Annotated in this window: 11 protein-coding genes; 3 read left to right on the forward strand and 8 right to left on the reverse strand. The window is 71.9% G+C overall.

Annotation, left to right across the window (positions count from 1 at the left end; all coding sequences use genetic code 11):
• Positions 1-19 precede the first annotated feature (19 nt).
• Positions 20-1,009, reverse strand: a complete 990-nt coding sequence (lipA, locus tag ACZ7L1_RS02835; protein WP_471433630.1) for a lipoyl synthase — start codon at positions 1,007-1,009, stop codon at positions 20-22.
• A 142-nt stretch (positions 1,010-1,151) separates the two neighbouring features.
• Positions 1,152-1,949 (reverse strand): lipoyl(octanoyl) transferase LipB, encoded by a 798-nt coding sequence (gene lipB / locus ACZ7L1_RS02840; RefSeq protein ID WP_471433632.1) that lies wholly within the window; start codon positions 1,947-1,949, stop codon positions 1,152-1,154.
• 239 nt (positions 1,950-2,188) lie between these two features.
• Between lipB and ACZ7L1_RS02845 the strand changes: the two genes are divergently transcribed.
• Positions 2,189-3,625 carry a regulator gene (locus ACZ7L1_RS02845; RefSeq protein WP_471433633.1) on the forward strand — a complete coding sequence of 479 codons (1,437 nt, stop codon included), beginning with the start codon at positions 2,189-2,191 and terminating at the stop codon, positions 3,623-3,625.
• A gap of 13 nt (positions 3,626-3,638) precedes the next feature.
• Here the strand turns inward: ACZ7L1_RS02845 and ACZ7L1_RS02850 are convergent, their stop codons facing one another.
• Together ACZ7L1_RS02850 and ACZ7L1_RS02855 are read right to left on the reverse strand one after the other, a co-directional pair.
• Complete coding sequence (locus ACZ7L1_RS02850) at positions 3,639-5,009, reverse strand: NAD(P)/FAD-dependent oxidoreductase (RefSeq protein WP_471433634.1); 1,371 nt, start codon at positions 5,007-5,009, stop codon at positions 3,639-3,641.
• 188 nt (positions 5,010-5,197) lie between these two features.
• Entirely contained in the window at positions 5,198-6,100 is a 903-nt protein-coding gene (locus ACZ7L1_RS02855; protein WP_471433636.1) for a TIGR01777 family oxidoreductase, read from the reverse strand.
• A gap of 71 nt (positions 6,101-6,171) precedes the next feature.
• Between ACZ7L1_RS02855 and ACZ7L1_RS02860 the strand changes: the two genes are divergently transcribed.
• Entirely contained in the window at positions 6,172-6,660 is a 489-nt protein-coding gene (locus ACZ7L1_RS02860; RefSeq protein WP_471433638.1) for a GNAT family N-acetyltransferase, read from the forward strand.
• A gap of 11 nt (positions 6,661-6,671) precedes the next feature.
• Here ACZ7L1_RS02860 and ACZ7L1_RS02865 read toward each other — a convergent pair whose 3' ends face one another.
• Positions 6,672-7,856: a MarP family serine protease gene (locus ACZ7L1_RS02865; RefSeq protein WP_471433640.1), complete on the reverse strand. Its 1,185-nt coding sequence runs from the start codon at positions 7,854-7,856 to the stop codon at positions 6,672-6,674.
• Between the two features lie 319 nt (positions 7,857-8,175).
• Between ACZ7L1_RS02865 and ACZ7L1_RS02870 the strand changes: the two genes are divergently transcribed.
• Positions 8,176-8,943 carry a peptidoglycan recognition protein family protein gene (locus ACZ7L1_RS02870; RefSeq protein ID WP_471433642.1) on the forward strand — a complete coding sequence of 256 codons (768 nt, stop codon included), beginning with the start codon at positions 8,176-8,178 and terminating at the stop codon, positions 8,941-8,943.
• Positions 8,944-9,101: 158 nt separating this feature from the next.
• Here the strand turns inward: ACZ7L1_RS02870 and ACZ7L1_RS02875 are convergent, their stop codons facing one another.
• The 3 genes from ACZ7L1_RS02875 to aceE all read right to left on the reverse strand — a co-directional run bounded on the left by ACZ7L1_RS02875 (position 9,102) and on the right by aceE (position 13,470).
• Positions 9,102-9,620: a DUF4240 domain-containing protein gene (locus ACZ7L1_RS02875; protein WP_471434216.1), complete on the reverse strand. Its 519-nt coding sequence runs from the start codon at positions 9,618-9,620 to the stop codon at positions 9,102-9,104.
• A 57-nt stretch (positions 9,621-9,677) separates the two neighbouring features.
• Positions 9,678-10,682, reverse strand: a complete 1,005-nt coding sequence (locus tag ACZ7L1_RS02880) for a helix-turn-helix transcriptional regulator (RefSeq protein WP_471433644.1) — start codon at positions 10,680-10,682, stop codon at positions 9,678-9,680.
• An 85-nt stretch (positions 10,683-10,767) separates the two neighbouring features.
• Positions 10,768-13,470, reverse strand: a complete 2,703-nt coding sequence (gene aceE, locus ACZ7L1_RS02885) for a pyruvate dehydrogenase (acetyl-transferring), homodimeric type (protein WP_471433646.1) — start codon at positions 13,468-13,470, stop codon at positions 10,768-10,770.
• Positions 13,471-13,760 lie beyond the last annotated feature (290 nt).

Here is a 13,760-nt window from a genome sequence, read left to right on the forward strand (position 1 = left end):
GACCAGGGTGACGGCCGGGTCAGACGGCCTGTGCGGCGACGTATGTGCCGCCCTGCTGCGGAGCATCCGCCTGACGCTGTTCTATGGCCATCCGGTAGAGCCGCCCGGCGCGGTACGAGGAGCGCACGAGCGGACCGGACATGACGCCGGAGAAGCCGATCTGCTCGGCCTCCTCCTTGAGCTCCACGAACTCCTGCGGCTTCACCCAGCGCTCCACGGGGTGGTGGCGGACGCTCGGGCGCAGGTACTGGGTGATGGTGACCAGTTCGCAGCCGGCGTCGTGCAGGTGGCGCAGGGCCTCGCTGACCTCCTCGCGGGTCTCGCCCATGCCGAGGATCAGGTTCGACTTCGTCACCAGGCCGTAGTCGCGCGCCGCGGTGATCACCTTCAGGGAGCGCTCGTAACGGAAGCCGGGACGGATGCGCTTGAAGATCCGCGGTACGGTCTCGATGTTGTGGGCGAAGACCTCGGGGCGGGAGGAGAAGACCTCCTCGAGCTGCTCGGGGATCGCGTTGAAGTCGGGGGCGAGGAGCTCGACCTTCGTACGGCCGTCCTCGCGGTTCGCCGTCTGCTGGTGGATCTGCCGCACGGTCTCGGCGTACAGCCAGGCGCCGCCGTCCTCCAGGTCGTCGCGTGCGACGCCGGTGATGGTGGCGTAGTTCAGGTCCATCGTGACCACGGACTCACCGACGCGGCGCGGTTCGTCGCGGTCGAGGGCCTCGGGCTTGCCGGTGTCGATCTGGCAGAAGTCGCAGCGGCGGGTGCACTGGTCGCCGCCGATGAGGAAGGTGGCCTCGCGGTCCTCCCAGCACTCGTAGATGTTCGGGCAGCCGGCTTCCTGGCAGACCGTGTGCAGGCCCTCGCTCTTCACGAGGTTCTGCATCTTCGTGTACTCGGGACCCATTTTCGCCCGGGTCTTGATCCACTCGGGCTTGCGCTCGATGGGGGTCTGGCTGTTGCGGACCTCCAGGCGCAGCATCTTGCGTCCGTCGGGTGCGACTGCGGACACGTCGGCTCCCTGTAGCTTCGATTCTTCGGCGTACACCAGGGTACGCCCGTGGTTGTCTGCCCCCGCGTCAAGGCCAACCTGGGGGCCTCGGGGTGCATTCCCCTGCCCGGTGCTCGGGATTTGTTTCGCCCCCGGGCGGCCCTCACGCCGACGCCCGCTCGACCTCCCGCGGCTTCAGCTCCGCGTTCTCCAGCACGTCCCGCAGGTGCCGCTCCACCACCGGCAGCACCTCCTCGATCGTCACGTCCCGGCCCAGCTCGCTCGCCAGGGAGGTGACGCCCGCGTCCCGGATCCCGCACGGGATGATCTTGTCGAACCAGGCGTTGTCCGGGTTCACGTTCAGCGCGAAGCCGTGCATCGTGACGCCCTTGGCGACGCGGATCCCGATCGCCGCGATCTTGCGGTCCTCCCGCCGCTGCCCCGCGTTGGACGGCGCGTACTCCGGGCCGTTGAGTCGCGGGTCGAACTCCTCGTCGTGCAGGCGCGGGTCGAAGTCCAGGGAGAGGCCGCCCAGGGAGGGGCGCTGGTCGACCGGGTCGCCGAGGACCCACACCCCGCTCCGGCCCTCCACCCGCGTCGTCTCCAGGCCGAACTCCGCACACGTGCGGATCAGGGCCTCCTCCAGACGCCGTACGTGGGCCACCACGTCCACCGGGCGCGGGAGCTTCTGGATCGGGTAGCCCACCAGCTGGCCCGGGCCGTGCCAGGTGATCTTGCCGCCGCGGTCCACGTCGATGACCGGCGTGCCGTCCAGGGGCCGCTCCTCGGGCGCCGTGCGCCGGCCCGCCGTGTAGACCGGAGGGTGCTCCAGAAGCAGGCAGGTGTCCGGGATCTCGTCCGCGAAGCGGGCGGCGTGCACCCGGCGCTGCTCGTCCCACGCCTCCTGGTAGTCGACGGCACCGGTCCCGAACCCCATACGGACGAACCGCAACTCACTCACGGCAAGCGCCTCCCTAGAAGCCTCGTAAGGCGCGAAACGCGCCCACGCCACTGTACGTCCGGCCCGGGGAAAGGTGCCGCCCGGCCACCGTCAGCTCGACCGAGCAATCCTCACACGATCGGATGAATGGGTACCGAAGATTGCGATCGTCTGCTCACTCTCCGCTACATTCACGCCGTCACCAGGCCATAAGGGCTGTTCACAGACGATTTCAGGGCAGGCAGGAGACCGCACCGCAGATGACGGAACGACCCGCGCAGCGCACCCCCAACCGACAGCTCGCCGCGCTCATCGCAGAAGCGGGGTTCTCCAACGCAGGTCTCGCCCGTCGCGTCGACCAGCTGGGCCTCGAACACGGGCTTGACCTGAGATACGACAAGACGTCCGTGACGCGCTGGCTGCGCGGGCAGCAGCCCCGCGGCACCACCCCGGCGCTGATCGCCGAGGTGTTCACCCGCAGACTCGGACGCCGGCTCACCGCCCAGGACCTCGGGCTCGACGCCTGCGCCCCGGTGTACGCGGGGCTGGAGTTCGCCGCCACCCCGGAGGAGGCCGTCGACATCGTCAGTGGCCTGTGGCGCAAGGACTCCGGCAGCCACGCCGAACTTCGGAAGATCGCGTTCACGCCGGCCGGGCTCGTCGTCCCCAGCCGCGACTGGCTGATCGGGCGCCCGGACGACAAGGTCGCCCGAGGTGAAAGCGCCCCCCGCGTCCCCGCCCAGGGCCGCCCCGCTGTGCCCCGGCAGCGCGGCCAGTCCGAGCGCGGCCCCGGCCAGAAGGTCACCGGCGGAGACATCGCCGCCCTGCGCTCGGTCGGCGAGCTGTTCCGCGCCCTCGACAACGCCTACGGCGGCGGCCACGCCCGCCAGGCCCTCGTGCGCTACCTGGAGCACGAGGCCGAGCCGATGCTCCGCGGCACCTACGGCGAGCAGACCGGCCGCCGGCTGTTCGCGGCCGCCGCCGATCTGACCCGGCTCGCCGGCTGGACGTCGTACGACATCGGCGCGCACGGCCTCGCCCAGCGCTACTTCGTCCAGGCTCTCCGGCTCGCCCAGGCCGCCGGCGACCGGATGTACGGGGCGTACGTGCTGGTCACGATGAGCCGCCAGGCCGTCTACCTCGGACACGGCCGGGAAGCCGTGCAGCTCGCGCGTGTGGCACAGCAGGGTGTCGGCACCTCGGCGCCGCCCGTCGTGCAGGCGCTGCTGCACGCCGTGGAGGCGCGCGGGCACGGCGTGCTCGGCGAGGTGCGCGCCTGTACGTCCTCCCTCGTACGGGCCGAGCGTGCGCTGGAGTCCGCCCGGCCCGGCGAGGAGGTCCCGTACTGGGCGCGGTTCTTCGACGAGGCGCAGCTCGCCGACGAGTTCGGGCACTGCCACCGGGACCTGCAGCAGTACCGGGCCGCCATCCAGCACGCCGAGCGCTCGCTGCAGCTGCGGGCGCCCGGCTACGCCCGCAGCCGGCTGTTCTGCCGGGTCGTGCTCGCCACGGCGCGGCTCGGCCTCGGCGAGCTGGACCAGGCGTGCCAGCTCGCGGCCGAGGCCGCGGGGCAGGCGGCGGAGATGCGGTCGGTGCGGGCGACGGAGTACGTACGGGACTTCGAGCGCCGCCTGGAGCCCTACAAGGACGCCGCCCCCGTGCGCGGTTACCGCGACAAGGTCGCCGCCCTGCACTGACTCTGGGGGCCGCTCAGGCCGCCGTCGGCAGCGGGTCCGCCAGCTTGGTCGGACCCGTGCCCAGGTCCGCCAGGACCGCGGAGGCGGCCCGGTGGCCCGAGTGCAGTGCCCCCTGCACCGTGCCGGTGTCCCGGTGGTCGCCGCACACGTACAGACCGGCCAGCAGCCGCACGGGCCGGCGTACGTCGTGCGGCGGCCGCATCACCGGGACGGCCCGCGCGGTGTGGTGTACGGCGAGCGTCTCCCACCGCGTGGTCGAGGTGCCGTACAGACGGGTCAGATGGGCGCGTACGGCACTGTCGAGGTCCTCCGGAGGCGCGCCGAGAACGGTGGAGGAGACCAGGGGCCGGCCCGCGGGCGCCCGGGACGGGTCCACCAGGCTGACCACCGCCGTGTGGGCCACCGGGCCGTCGCGGTCCGCGTCGAGGAGCAGTGACGCGCCGGTCGGCGGCGGCTCGTCCATGGTGTGGTGGACGACCGTGACGGGGTGGAAGTCGGGCACGCGCAGCCCGGGCAGCAGCTCGGCGGCGGCATGAGCGTCGGTGGCCAACAGCACGGCACGGCAGCGGAATTCGCCGTGCTCGGCGGTGGTGACCGAGGTGGTGGAGATCGAGGTGGCGCGCACGCCCGTGTGCACCGTGCCCGGCGGCAGCGCCTGCGCCAGCAGTTCGGGCAGCGCCTCCGCGCCGCCCTCCGGCAAGCACAGCCGGCCGCTCGCGAAGGCGCGCAACGCGAGGTCGGCGGCGCGGCTCGACATGCCGAGCTCCGGGTCGCACAACAGCGCGGCGAGCAGCGGACGCAGAACGCCCTCGACCGTACGGGCGGGCATCCCCCGGGCCGCGAACGCGCGTCCGGCGGGCAACTCGGGCCGCGCCAGCAGCCGTTCCACGGGGGTCGCGGCCATCCGGGCCAGTGCCGCGTTGAGCCGCGCCTGGTCCAGGGCACCGCCGAGCGGGACAGGGGATCCCGCCGCCCGCGGCCGGACGGCCCGCACGCCGGCCGTTCCGCTCCCCGTGCGGGGCGCACTGGCAAGAGCGCGCACGGCGTTGAGCGCTCCCCGTGCGCCCCCTGCCATCGGGAGAGCGCCCGCGCGCCGGTGGCGGCCGCCGCTGTGCACCAGGACGCCCGGCGCGAAGGGGCGCAGGACGAGCGTGTCGAGCCCGGGTGTCAGGCCCAGTTCGGGATATGACGTGGACAGGAGTTGTCCGACGCGGTCGAGCCGGAAGCCGTCGACCTTCTCGGTCGACATCCGGCCGCCCACACCATCGGTGGCCTCCAGAACGGTGGTACTCACTCCTGCGCTGGTCAGCCGGTGGGCCGCCGCGAGGCCCGCCACCCCGGCCCCCACGATGACGACGTCCGCCTGATACACGGGCTTCAACACGTGCCCCTCCTCGAGGTTGCGCGGTCGGCGAAGACGTCATGCCCGCGACCGGCTTCAGGAATTCCCGAGTTCTGCTCGAGGGTAGGGCCGCGCACGCTCAAGTGAAGTCGCGCATCGACAGAGCACGGTCGCACAGTGGTCGCATATGGTCGAACGTGAAAGGTTCCGTGCCGCGGGGTGCCGACCGGTCACTGCCGGAGCGCCGCCCGCAGCGCGTCCTCGATCTCGGGGAACGTGAAGGAGAACCCGGACTCCAGCAGCCGCTTGGGCACCACCCGTGCGCTGCCGAGCACATCCCCGGCCATCTCGCCGAGCGCGAGCCGCAGGGCCGGCGCTGGCACCGAGAAGAGCGTCGGCCGGTGCAGCACCCGCCCCATCGCCGCCGTGATCTCACCGTTCGTCAGCGGCTCGGGAGCCGTCAGGTTGAACGGCCCCGTCAGCCCGTCCGTGCCCAGGAGATGACGGATCGCCGCCACCTCGTCGTACAGCGAGATGAACGACCAGTACTGGCGCCCGTCGCCCATCCGCCCACCGAGCCCCGCCCGGAAGAGGGGGAACAGCCGGCCCCAGGCACCGCCTTCACGGGCCACCACCAGTCCCGTGCGCAGGAACACCGTCCGCACGCCCGCCTCCTGCGCGGGATCCGTCGCCTCCTCCCACTCCACACACATCCGGGACAGGAAGCCGTCCCCGGGCGGGGCCTCCTCGTCGACCACCCGGTCCCCGGTCTCGCCGTAGTAGCCGATCGCGCTCGCGTTCACCAGGACGCGCGGCGGTTCGGGCAGGGAGGCGACGGCCTCCGCGAGCGCCGCCGTACCGAGTACCCTGCTGTCCCGCAGCGTCTTCTTGTACGCGTCCGTCCAGCGGTGGTCGCCGACACCGGCCCCCGCGAGGTTGACCACCGCGTCGCACCCGGCCAGAGCGGCCGTGTCGACGTAACTCCCCTCCGGATCCCAGCACACCTCGTCCTCGCCCCGGGCGGCGCGACGTACCAGGCGCACCACCTCATGCCCCTCCGCGGCCAGTGACCGGACCAGGGCACTGCCGATGAGTCCGGACGCACCGGCCACGGCGATCCTTGAAAGTTCCATGGAATCCATCCTGCCCGTCGCCGCCTGAAACCCCGGTCAGGACATGTGTACCCCGCCGTACAGTGACCTTCATGCCCGCTTCGTACATACGGCTCGCCGTCCCCGACGACGAGGACGCGCTCGGCCGACTCGACCGGGAGACCTGGTCCCCGCTGCACGCCGTCCAGCCCCGTCCCCAGCCGCCGTACAAGCCCTTCTACGACGAGCGGTTCGGGCCGCGCGACCACCTCGTCGCGGAACTCGACGGCACCCTCGTCGGCTACATCCGGCTCGGGTTCCCGACCTCGCTCGCGTGCAACTCCCACGTCCGGCAGATCCAGGGCCTGGCCGTCGCCGAGGAGGCGCGCGGCGCCGGCGTCGGCCGGGCGTTGCTGCGGGCCGCTCAGGACGAGGCCCGCCGCCGCGGCGCCCGCCGCATCACCCTGCGCGTTCTCGCCCACAACAGCCCCGCCCGCAGGCTCTACGAGTCCGAGGGCTTCGTGGTGGAGGGCGTCCTGTCCGAGGAGTTCCTGATCGAGGGCGAGTACGTCGACGACGTGCTCATGGGCCGCTCCTTGTGACGGCCAGGGGCTCAGGACGTGACGAGCTCGCCCGTGTCCACGGGTGTCGTGGCGTTCGCCGCCCGCCGGCCGTCGCCCGCCACCTCGTCCGCCGTCAGGACGTACCCCGTCTCCTGGTCGGAGGTGGAGCGGGCGAACACCACGCCGTACACCTCGCCGTCGGCCGTGAGCAGCGGGCCGCCGGAGTTGCCGGGCAGGACCGTGGAGCGGACGGAGTAGATCTCCCGGGTGACGGTGTCCGTGCCGTAGATGTTCTGACCCGTCGCCTGGATCTTGTTCGCCACCGTGGCGGCCCGCAGCGTCAGGTCGCCGTCCTGCGGATAGCCCGCGACCACGGCCGCGTCACCGCGCTTGGCGCTGTCGTCGAAGCGCAGCACCGGCGCCCGCAGATCCGGCACGTACAGCACGGCCACGTCCCGGTCGGGGTCGAAGAGCACCACCCGGGCGGCGTACGCCGGTCCGACGCCGCCGACGCGCACGGTCGGGTGGTCGATGCCGGCCACCACATGGGCGTTGGTCATCACATGCCGCGCCGCGTACACGAACCCGCTGCCCTCGCGGCCCTGGAGGCCCGAGGCGCCCTCGATCTTGACGGTGCTGAGCTTGGCGGCGTTCGTCGCGCTCGGCGTGACGTTGTCCCCGGAGGGCTTGGCCACCCCGGCCGTCGGCTCGTTCTCGAAGGGGTTGAAGACCTGTGGGAACCCCGCCTGGGTGAGCGCCGAGGTGGCGCGCGAGAACCAGGTGGGGGTGGTGTCCGGCATCACGTTCTGCACGGAGCCCAGCAGCCGTGAGTCCCGGATCGCCTCCGTGACCAGTGGCGAGGAGGAGGCGCCGAGGACGCTCGCGGCCACCCACGCCACGATCAGCACCGCGAGCGAGTTCGCCGCCGCCCCGCCGATCCCGTCGGCCACCCTGAGCGGCCCGTGGTCCAGCTCGCGCCGCAGCTTCAGCGCGAGCCGGCCCGCCAGCTCGTGGCCGATCGCCGCCGGGACCAGCACCGTGAACACCGCCGTCACCGTGGCCGCGGTCGTCCCCCGCGTCACCAGATGCATCACCCAGGGCAGGACCCACACGCCAACGACGGCGCCGCCAACGAAACCGGCCAGGGAGACACAGCCGGCCACCAGTCCGCGCCGGTAGCCGGACGCCGCGTAGGCCAGGATCACCAGCATCAGAAGGATGTCGAGCAGGTCCACGAAGCCGCCTTTCTCTTGGACCCCTTAGTACGCGCAGCGGGGTCCCAGTGATCAGCCCCACGCACGCGACGCGCGGAAATCGGCCCCGCGCGCCTACCTGCGCTGCACCACCCGAGGGGACGACTTCCGGACCGCCGGCCCGCGCGGGTCGCCCGGGCGGCCCGCACTGGTGAAAACGTCCTGGACCGGGACGATGGTTCCACCGGGTGGCACACCACACATCGCGGACGCGACGGAGCGGATGGACAGTGGGTCCATGTGTGTCTTCCGAAGAGCACGAAGGGGCAGAAGAAGACGCCCGCTCCGTTCGCTCCGTTCGGTGCGGATCTCGGGCGTCGTCCTGCTGCTGATCGGCTGTACGCCCGGACTCACCGCCGGTGCCGCGCTGCTGATCGGGACGTTGGATGCCGAGACCCCGGTCGAGGTGCGGCGCCCGCGGCCGGTCGGCGTCCGCTCCGCCGTCCTGCACACGGCGCCCAGGCCGCACATCGTGCCGAGGTCCGCCTGGGCGCAGGCGGAGGAAGGCGCCGGGAGCCGGCCGGCGCCGCGCTACGACGACAGGGTCGTCGCCGTCTTCGTGCACCACACCGCCTCGCCCAACCAGTACGACTGCGCCGACACACCCCGCATCATCCGGGCGCTGTACGCGGGCCAGATCGGCAACCGCCGCTGGGACGACATCGGCTACAACTTCCTGGTCGACCGCTGCGGCACGATCTACGAGGGCCGTGCCGGCGGCGCCGAACGCCCCGTCACCGGCGCCCACACCCAGGGCTTCAACCACCGCACCTGCGGCATCGCCGCCATCGGCACCTTCTCCCAGGGCGTGTCCGTGCCCCGGGCGATGACCGACGCGATCGCCGCCCTGGCCGCATGGAAGCTGGGCCTCGCGGACGTCGACCCGCGCGGCAGGGTCAAGCTGGTCTCCAGCAACGGCCAGAGCCGGTACGAGGCGGGCAGGACCGCCCTCCTGCCCGCCCTCGCCGGCCACAACGACGGCTATATGACCAACTGCCCCGGCGCGGCCCTCACCGCCATGCTCCCGTCGATCAGACAGAAGGCGGCCCGCCTCCAGGGCAGGAAGTGAGGGGCCCATCATGGCCCCGTGCCGCGGCTCGGGCGCCGCACCCCACCTCCCGGGCGCCGGCCAGGCGCACAGGCAGGCCTCCTCGCCCCCGCAGGCCACCCGCCGGCACGATGGTGGTGCCCCCGCCGGGGCGGTGTCGAGAGTGGGGGGAGTGAGCCTCAGGCCCGGAAACGGTCCCACAGTCTCGGGTAGCGCTCGGCCAGCACGAACTCGTTCTCCAGGTCGAACGACGTGCCCTCCGGCTCCGCGGGCGCGGGCGGGATGCCCAGGTCGGGCGTCTCGGTGCCGGTGAGCTGTTCGTACGCCTCGTCCGCCGCGTAGCCGAGTTCCTCTCCGTCGCCGTCGATCTCCTCGTCGAACTCCTCCAGCAGGTCGGCGAGCGAGTCGGGATCGTGCAGGGCACCCTCGAAGACGTGCCGGCCCCGGCCGATCAGCCAGCACCGGAAGGAGTCGAACGCGTCGTCGCTGGCCCCGTCGAGCAGCACCCAGGCGGCACCCCACAGGTCCCAGCGGTAGGAGCGGTTGAACCGGGACTCGAAGTGCCGGGCGAAGTCCACGACCGACTCCGGGTCCAGTTGCAGCAGCCGCTCGACGAGCACGTCGGCCTGTTCCTCGGGGTCGCCCTCGGCGGCCTCGCGGCTTGCGTCCACCAGCTCCCAGAACTCCATCTCGTCCATCACGGGACCAGCATCGGCCTTCGGCGTGAGGGACGCACGCGGAGTGCCCCGGGGACGTCAGGAGGCGTAGAGCCCCGCGAGCCGCCGAGCGTCGCTCGCGAAACGCGCGCGCAGCCCCTCGGGCGACAGCACCTCGACCTCCGGGCCGAGCGCAGTGAGCTGGGTGTGCGCCACCTCCTCGGACTCCACGGGCAGGGTCGCCGTCACCCAGCCGCGTCCGTCCGGGGCGCCCGCGTCCCGCAGCGCCTCGCGAGCCGAGGTGCTGCCGACGGCGTACGGCAGTCTTCTCACGCCGTCCTCGGACAGCCGCACCACGACCTCGGCCCGCAGGACGGACCGCGCGAACTGCTCGGCGCGCTCCGCCCAGAAGGCGGGCAGGTCGAACTCCTCGTCCCGGGCGAAGCGTTCCCCGCCCACGTCCACGGCCGTGAAGCGGTCGATGCGGTACACCCGGAAGGAGCCGTGCCCCGCGTCCTCTGCGGTGCGCACCTGCGGCTCGCCGGTCCGCGCGCACAGGTACCAGACGCCCGCCTTCAGCACGAGCCCGTAGGGCTCCAGTTCGCGCTCCACGACGTCCTCGCCGCGCCGGTAGCTCGCGGTGACCGGCCGGTCGTCCCACACGGCGTCCGCGACCGCCGGGAGCAGGGCGGGTGTCTCGGGCTCCTTGAACCAGTCGGGAGCGTCCAGATGGAACCGCTGCGCCGCCGTGCGCGGCGCGTCGCGCAGCGAGGGGAGGAGGGCCGCCGACACCTTCAGACGGGCCGCCGAGGCCGCGTCCTGAAGACCCATCTCGCGCAGCGCGCCCGGTACGCCGCTCAGGAACAGCGCCTCGGCCTCGCTGCGGGCGAGACCGGTCAGCCGGGTGCGGTACCCGCCGACCAGGCGGTAGCCGCCGATCCGCCCCCGGTCCGCGTACACCGGGATCCCCGCCTCCGAGAGCGCCTGGGCGTCCCGGGTGACGGTCCGCTCGGACACCTCCAGCTCCCTCGCCAGCTCGGCGGCGGTCATGGAGGGCCGGGCCTGGAGCAGCAGCACCATTTTGATAAGACGGGCGGCACGCATGGGTTCATGATGCCGGGGGTCACTGACACAGACGACAGTGAAGGGGTACGACGGCCGCCGCACCCCTTCACCCGGACCCAAGGCCTTACAGGCCGTACTTCTCCCGGGCCTCCTTCACGGCCGTCGCCTTGACCTCGCCGCGCTTCGCGAGCTGGGCGAGGGCCGCGACCACGATCGACTCGGCGTCGACGCCGAAGTGGCGGCGGGCCGCCTCACGGGTGTCCGAGAGGCCGAAGCCGTCGGCGCCCAGCGAGGAGTAGTCCTGCTCCACCCACTGCGCGATCTGGTCCGGGACCTGGCGCATGTAGTCGGAGACGGCCAGTACCGGGCCCTCGGCGCCCTGGAGCGCCTGGCGCACGTACGGCACCCGCTCCTCGCCCCGCAGCAGGGCCGCGTCGGCCTCCATGGCTTCGCGCCGCAGCTCGGTCCAAGAGGTCGCCGACCAGACGTCCGCTGCCACGCCCCACTCCTCGGCGAGCAGCTTCTGCGCCTTCAGCGCCCAGTGGATCGCGGTGCCGGAGCCCAGCAGCTGGATGCGCGGGGCGTTGGCAGTCGGGGCGAGACCCGCGGACTCCGCCGTGTTGAAGCGGTACAGGCCCTTGACGATGCCCTCGTCGACGCCCGGAGCGGCAGGCTTCGCGGGCTGCGGCAGCGGCTCGTTGTAGACGGTCAGGTAGTAGAAGACGTTCTGGTCCTCGCCCGGCGCCGCCTCGCCGTACATGCGGCGCAGACCGTCCTTGACGATGACCGCGATCTCGTACGCGAACGCCGGGTCGTACGTCAGGGCCGCCGGGTTGGTCGCGGCGATGACGGGTGAGTGGCCGTCCGCGTGCTGCAGGCCCTCACCGGTCAGCGTGGTACGGCCGGCCGTCGCACCGACGAGGAAGCCGCGGCCGAGCTGGTCGCCGAGCTGCCACATCTGGTCGGCGGTGCGCTGCCAGCCGAACATCGAGTAGAAGATGTAGAACGGGATCATCGCCTCGCCGTGCGTCGCGTACGACGTCGAAGCGGCGATGAAGTCGGCCATCGAACCGGCCTCGGTGATCCCCTCGTTGAGGATCTGGCCGTTCTTGGCCTCCTTGTAGTACATCAGCTGGTCGCGGTCGACCGGCTCGTACGTCTGGCCCTTGGGCGAGTAGATGCCGAGGGACGGGAAGAGCGACTCCATGCCGAAGGTGCGCGCCTCGTCCGGGACGATCGGCACCCAGCGCCTGCCCGTCTCCTTGTCGCGGACCAGGTCCTTGACCAGGCGGACGAAGGCCATGGTGGTGGCCACGTTCTGGGAACCGGAGCCCTTGTCGAAGGCGGCGAACGCCTTCTCGGCCGGGGCCGGCAGCGGGGCCACCGGGTGGACGCGGCGGGCCGGGGCCGGGCCGCCGAGGGCCGCGCGGCGCTCCTGGAGGTAGCGGACCTCGGGGGAGTCGGCGCCCGGGTGGCCGTAGGGGACCACGCCGTCGGCGAAGTCGCTGTCCTTGATCGGCAGGCCGAGGCGGTCGCGCATCGCCTTGAACTCGTCCACCGTCAGCTTCTTCATCTGGTGGTTGGCGTTCTTCGACGCGAAGCCCTCACCGAGGGTGTGACCCTTGACCGTCTGGGCCAGGATCACGGTCGGCGCGCCCTTGTGCTCCAGGGCGGCCTTGTACGCGGCGTAGACCTTGCGTGCCTCGTGACCACCGCGGGAGAGGTGGAAGCACTCGATGATCTTGTCGTCGCTCAGCAGCTTCGCCATCTCGGCGAGCGCCGGGTCCTTGCCGAAGAAGTCCTCGCGGATGTAGGCGGCGTCGCGGGTCTGGTACGTCTGGACCTGCGCGTCCGGCACCTCGCGCAGGCGGCGGACCAGCGCGCCCGTGGTGTCGAGGGCGAACAGCTCGTCCCAGGCGGTGCCCCACAGCGTCTTGACGACGTTCCAGCCGGCGCCGCGGAACTGGGCCTCCAGCTCCTGCACGATCTTGAAGTTGGCGCGCACCGGGCCGTCGAGGCGCTGCAGGTTGCAGTTGATGACGAAGGTGAGGTTGTCCAGCTCCTCACGGGCGGCGAGCGCGAGGGCCGCCGTCGACTCCGGCTCGTCCATCTCGCCGTCACCGAGGAACGCCCACACGTGCGAGGCGGAGACGTCCTTGATGCCGCGGCTGGTGAGGTAGCGGTTGAAGCGCGCCTGGTAGATGGCGGAGAGCGGGCCGAGGCCCATCGACACCGTCGGGAACTCCCACAGCCAGGGCAGGCGGCGCGGGTGCGGGTAGGACGGCAGGCCGTTGCCGCCGGCCTCCTGGCGGAAGTTGTCCAGGTGCTGCTCGGTCAGACGGCCGTCGAGGAAGGCACGGGCGTAGATGCCGGGGGAGGCGTGGCCCTGGATGTAGAGCTGGTCGCCCGAGCCGTCCCCCTCCTTGCCCTTGAAGAAGTGGTTGAAGCCGGTCTCGTAGAGCCAGGCGGCGGAAGCGAAGGTGGCGATGTGGCCGCCGACGCCGTGTTTGCTGCCACGGGTCACCATGGCTGCCGCGTTCCAGCGGTTCCAGGCGGTGATCCGGGCCTCCATCTCCTCGTCACCGGGCACGGACGGCTCGGCTGCGGTGGGGATGGAGTTGACGTAGTCGGTCTCGAGGAGCTTCGGCAGCGCGATGCCGGCGCCCTCGGCGCGCTCCAGCGTGCGGCGCATCAGGTATGCGGCACGGTGCGGCCCGGCCGCCTTGGCGACGGCGTCCAGGGAGGCCTGCCATTCGGCGGTCTCCTCGGGGTCGCGGTCCGGGAGCTGGTCGAGCTCGCTCGGCTGGATGGCCTGGGGGTCGGTCATGTCGCCGCCTTCCTCAGTCGAAGGGGGTTCCCTCATCGGTAAGGGTCGGGGGTGCCCTTGGTCTTTGGCAGGACAGGGCGTGGGCTCCGGTGAGAGTCCATCGGGGACTCTAACTCCCTGATCGATGATCGATCAAAGGGTTGAGGGGCAAAACCTCTTGATCACGAGAAAGTCGGCACGCGGTGCCTCTTGTGGTGGCACGGGGTGACGTCGCTGTGCAGGGTTTTCGCAGGCGAGAGTGCGTCTGAGCGCGGGGCCGCTCTGGTGTTCGGGGTCTTTTCGGGGTGGCT

This window comes from Streptomyces sp. NPDC107546 (assembly GCF_055639175.1).

Excerpts from the sequence above, each read along its gene's own strand:
- ACZ7L1_RS02880 (WP_471433644.1), bottom strand. The coding sequence starts at position 10,682 with ATGCGTGCCGCCCGTCTTATCAAAATGGTGCTGCTGCTCCAGGCCCGG.
- ACZ7L1_RS02860 (WP_471433638.1), top strand. The coding sequence starts at position 6,172 with ATGCCCGCTTCGTACATACGGCTCGCCGTCCCCGACGACGAGGACGCG.
- ACZ7L1_RS02875 (WP_471434216.1), bottom strand. The coding sequence starts at position 9,620 with ATGGACGAGATGGAGTTCTGGGAGCTGGTGGACGCAAGCCGCGAGGCC.
- ACZ7L1_RS02855 (WP_471433636.1), bottom strand. The coding sequence starts at position 6,100 with ATGGAACTTTCAAGGATCGCCGTGGCCGGTGCGTCCGGACTCATCGGC.
- aceE (WP_471433646.1), bottom strand. The coding sequence starts at position 13,470 with ATGACCGACCCCCAGGCCATCCAGCCGAGCGAGCTCGACCAGCTCCCG.
- ACZ7L1_RS02845 (WP_471433633.1), top strand. The coding sequence starts at position 2,189 with ATGACGGAACGACCCGCGCAGCGCACCCCCAACCGACAGCTCGCCGCG.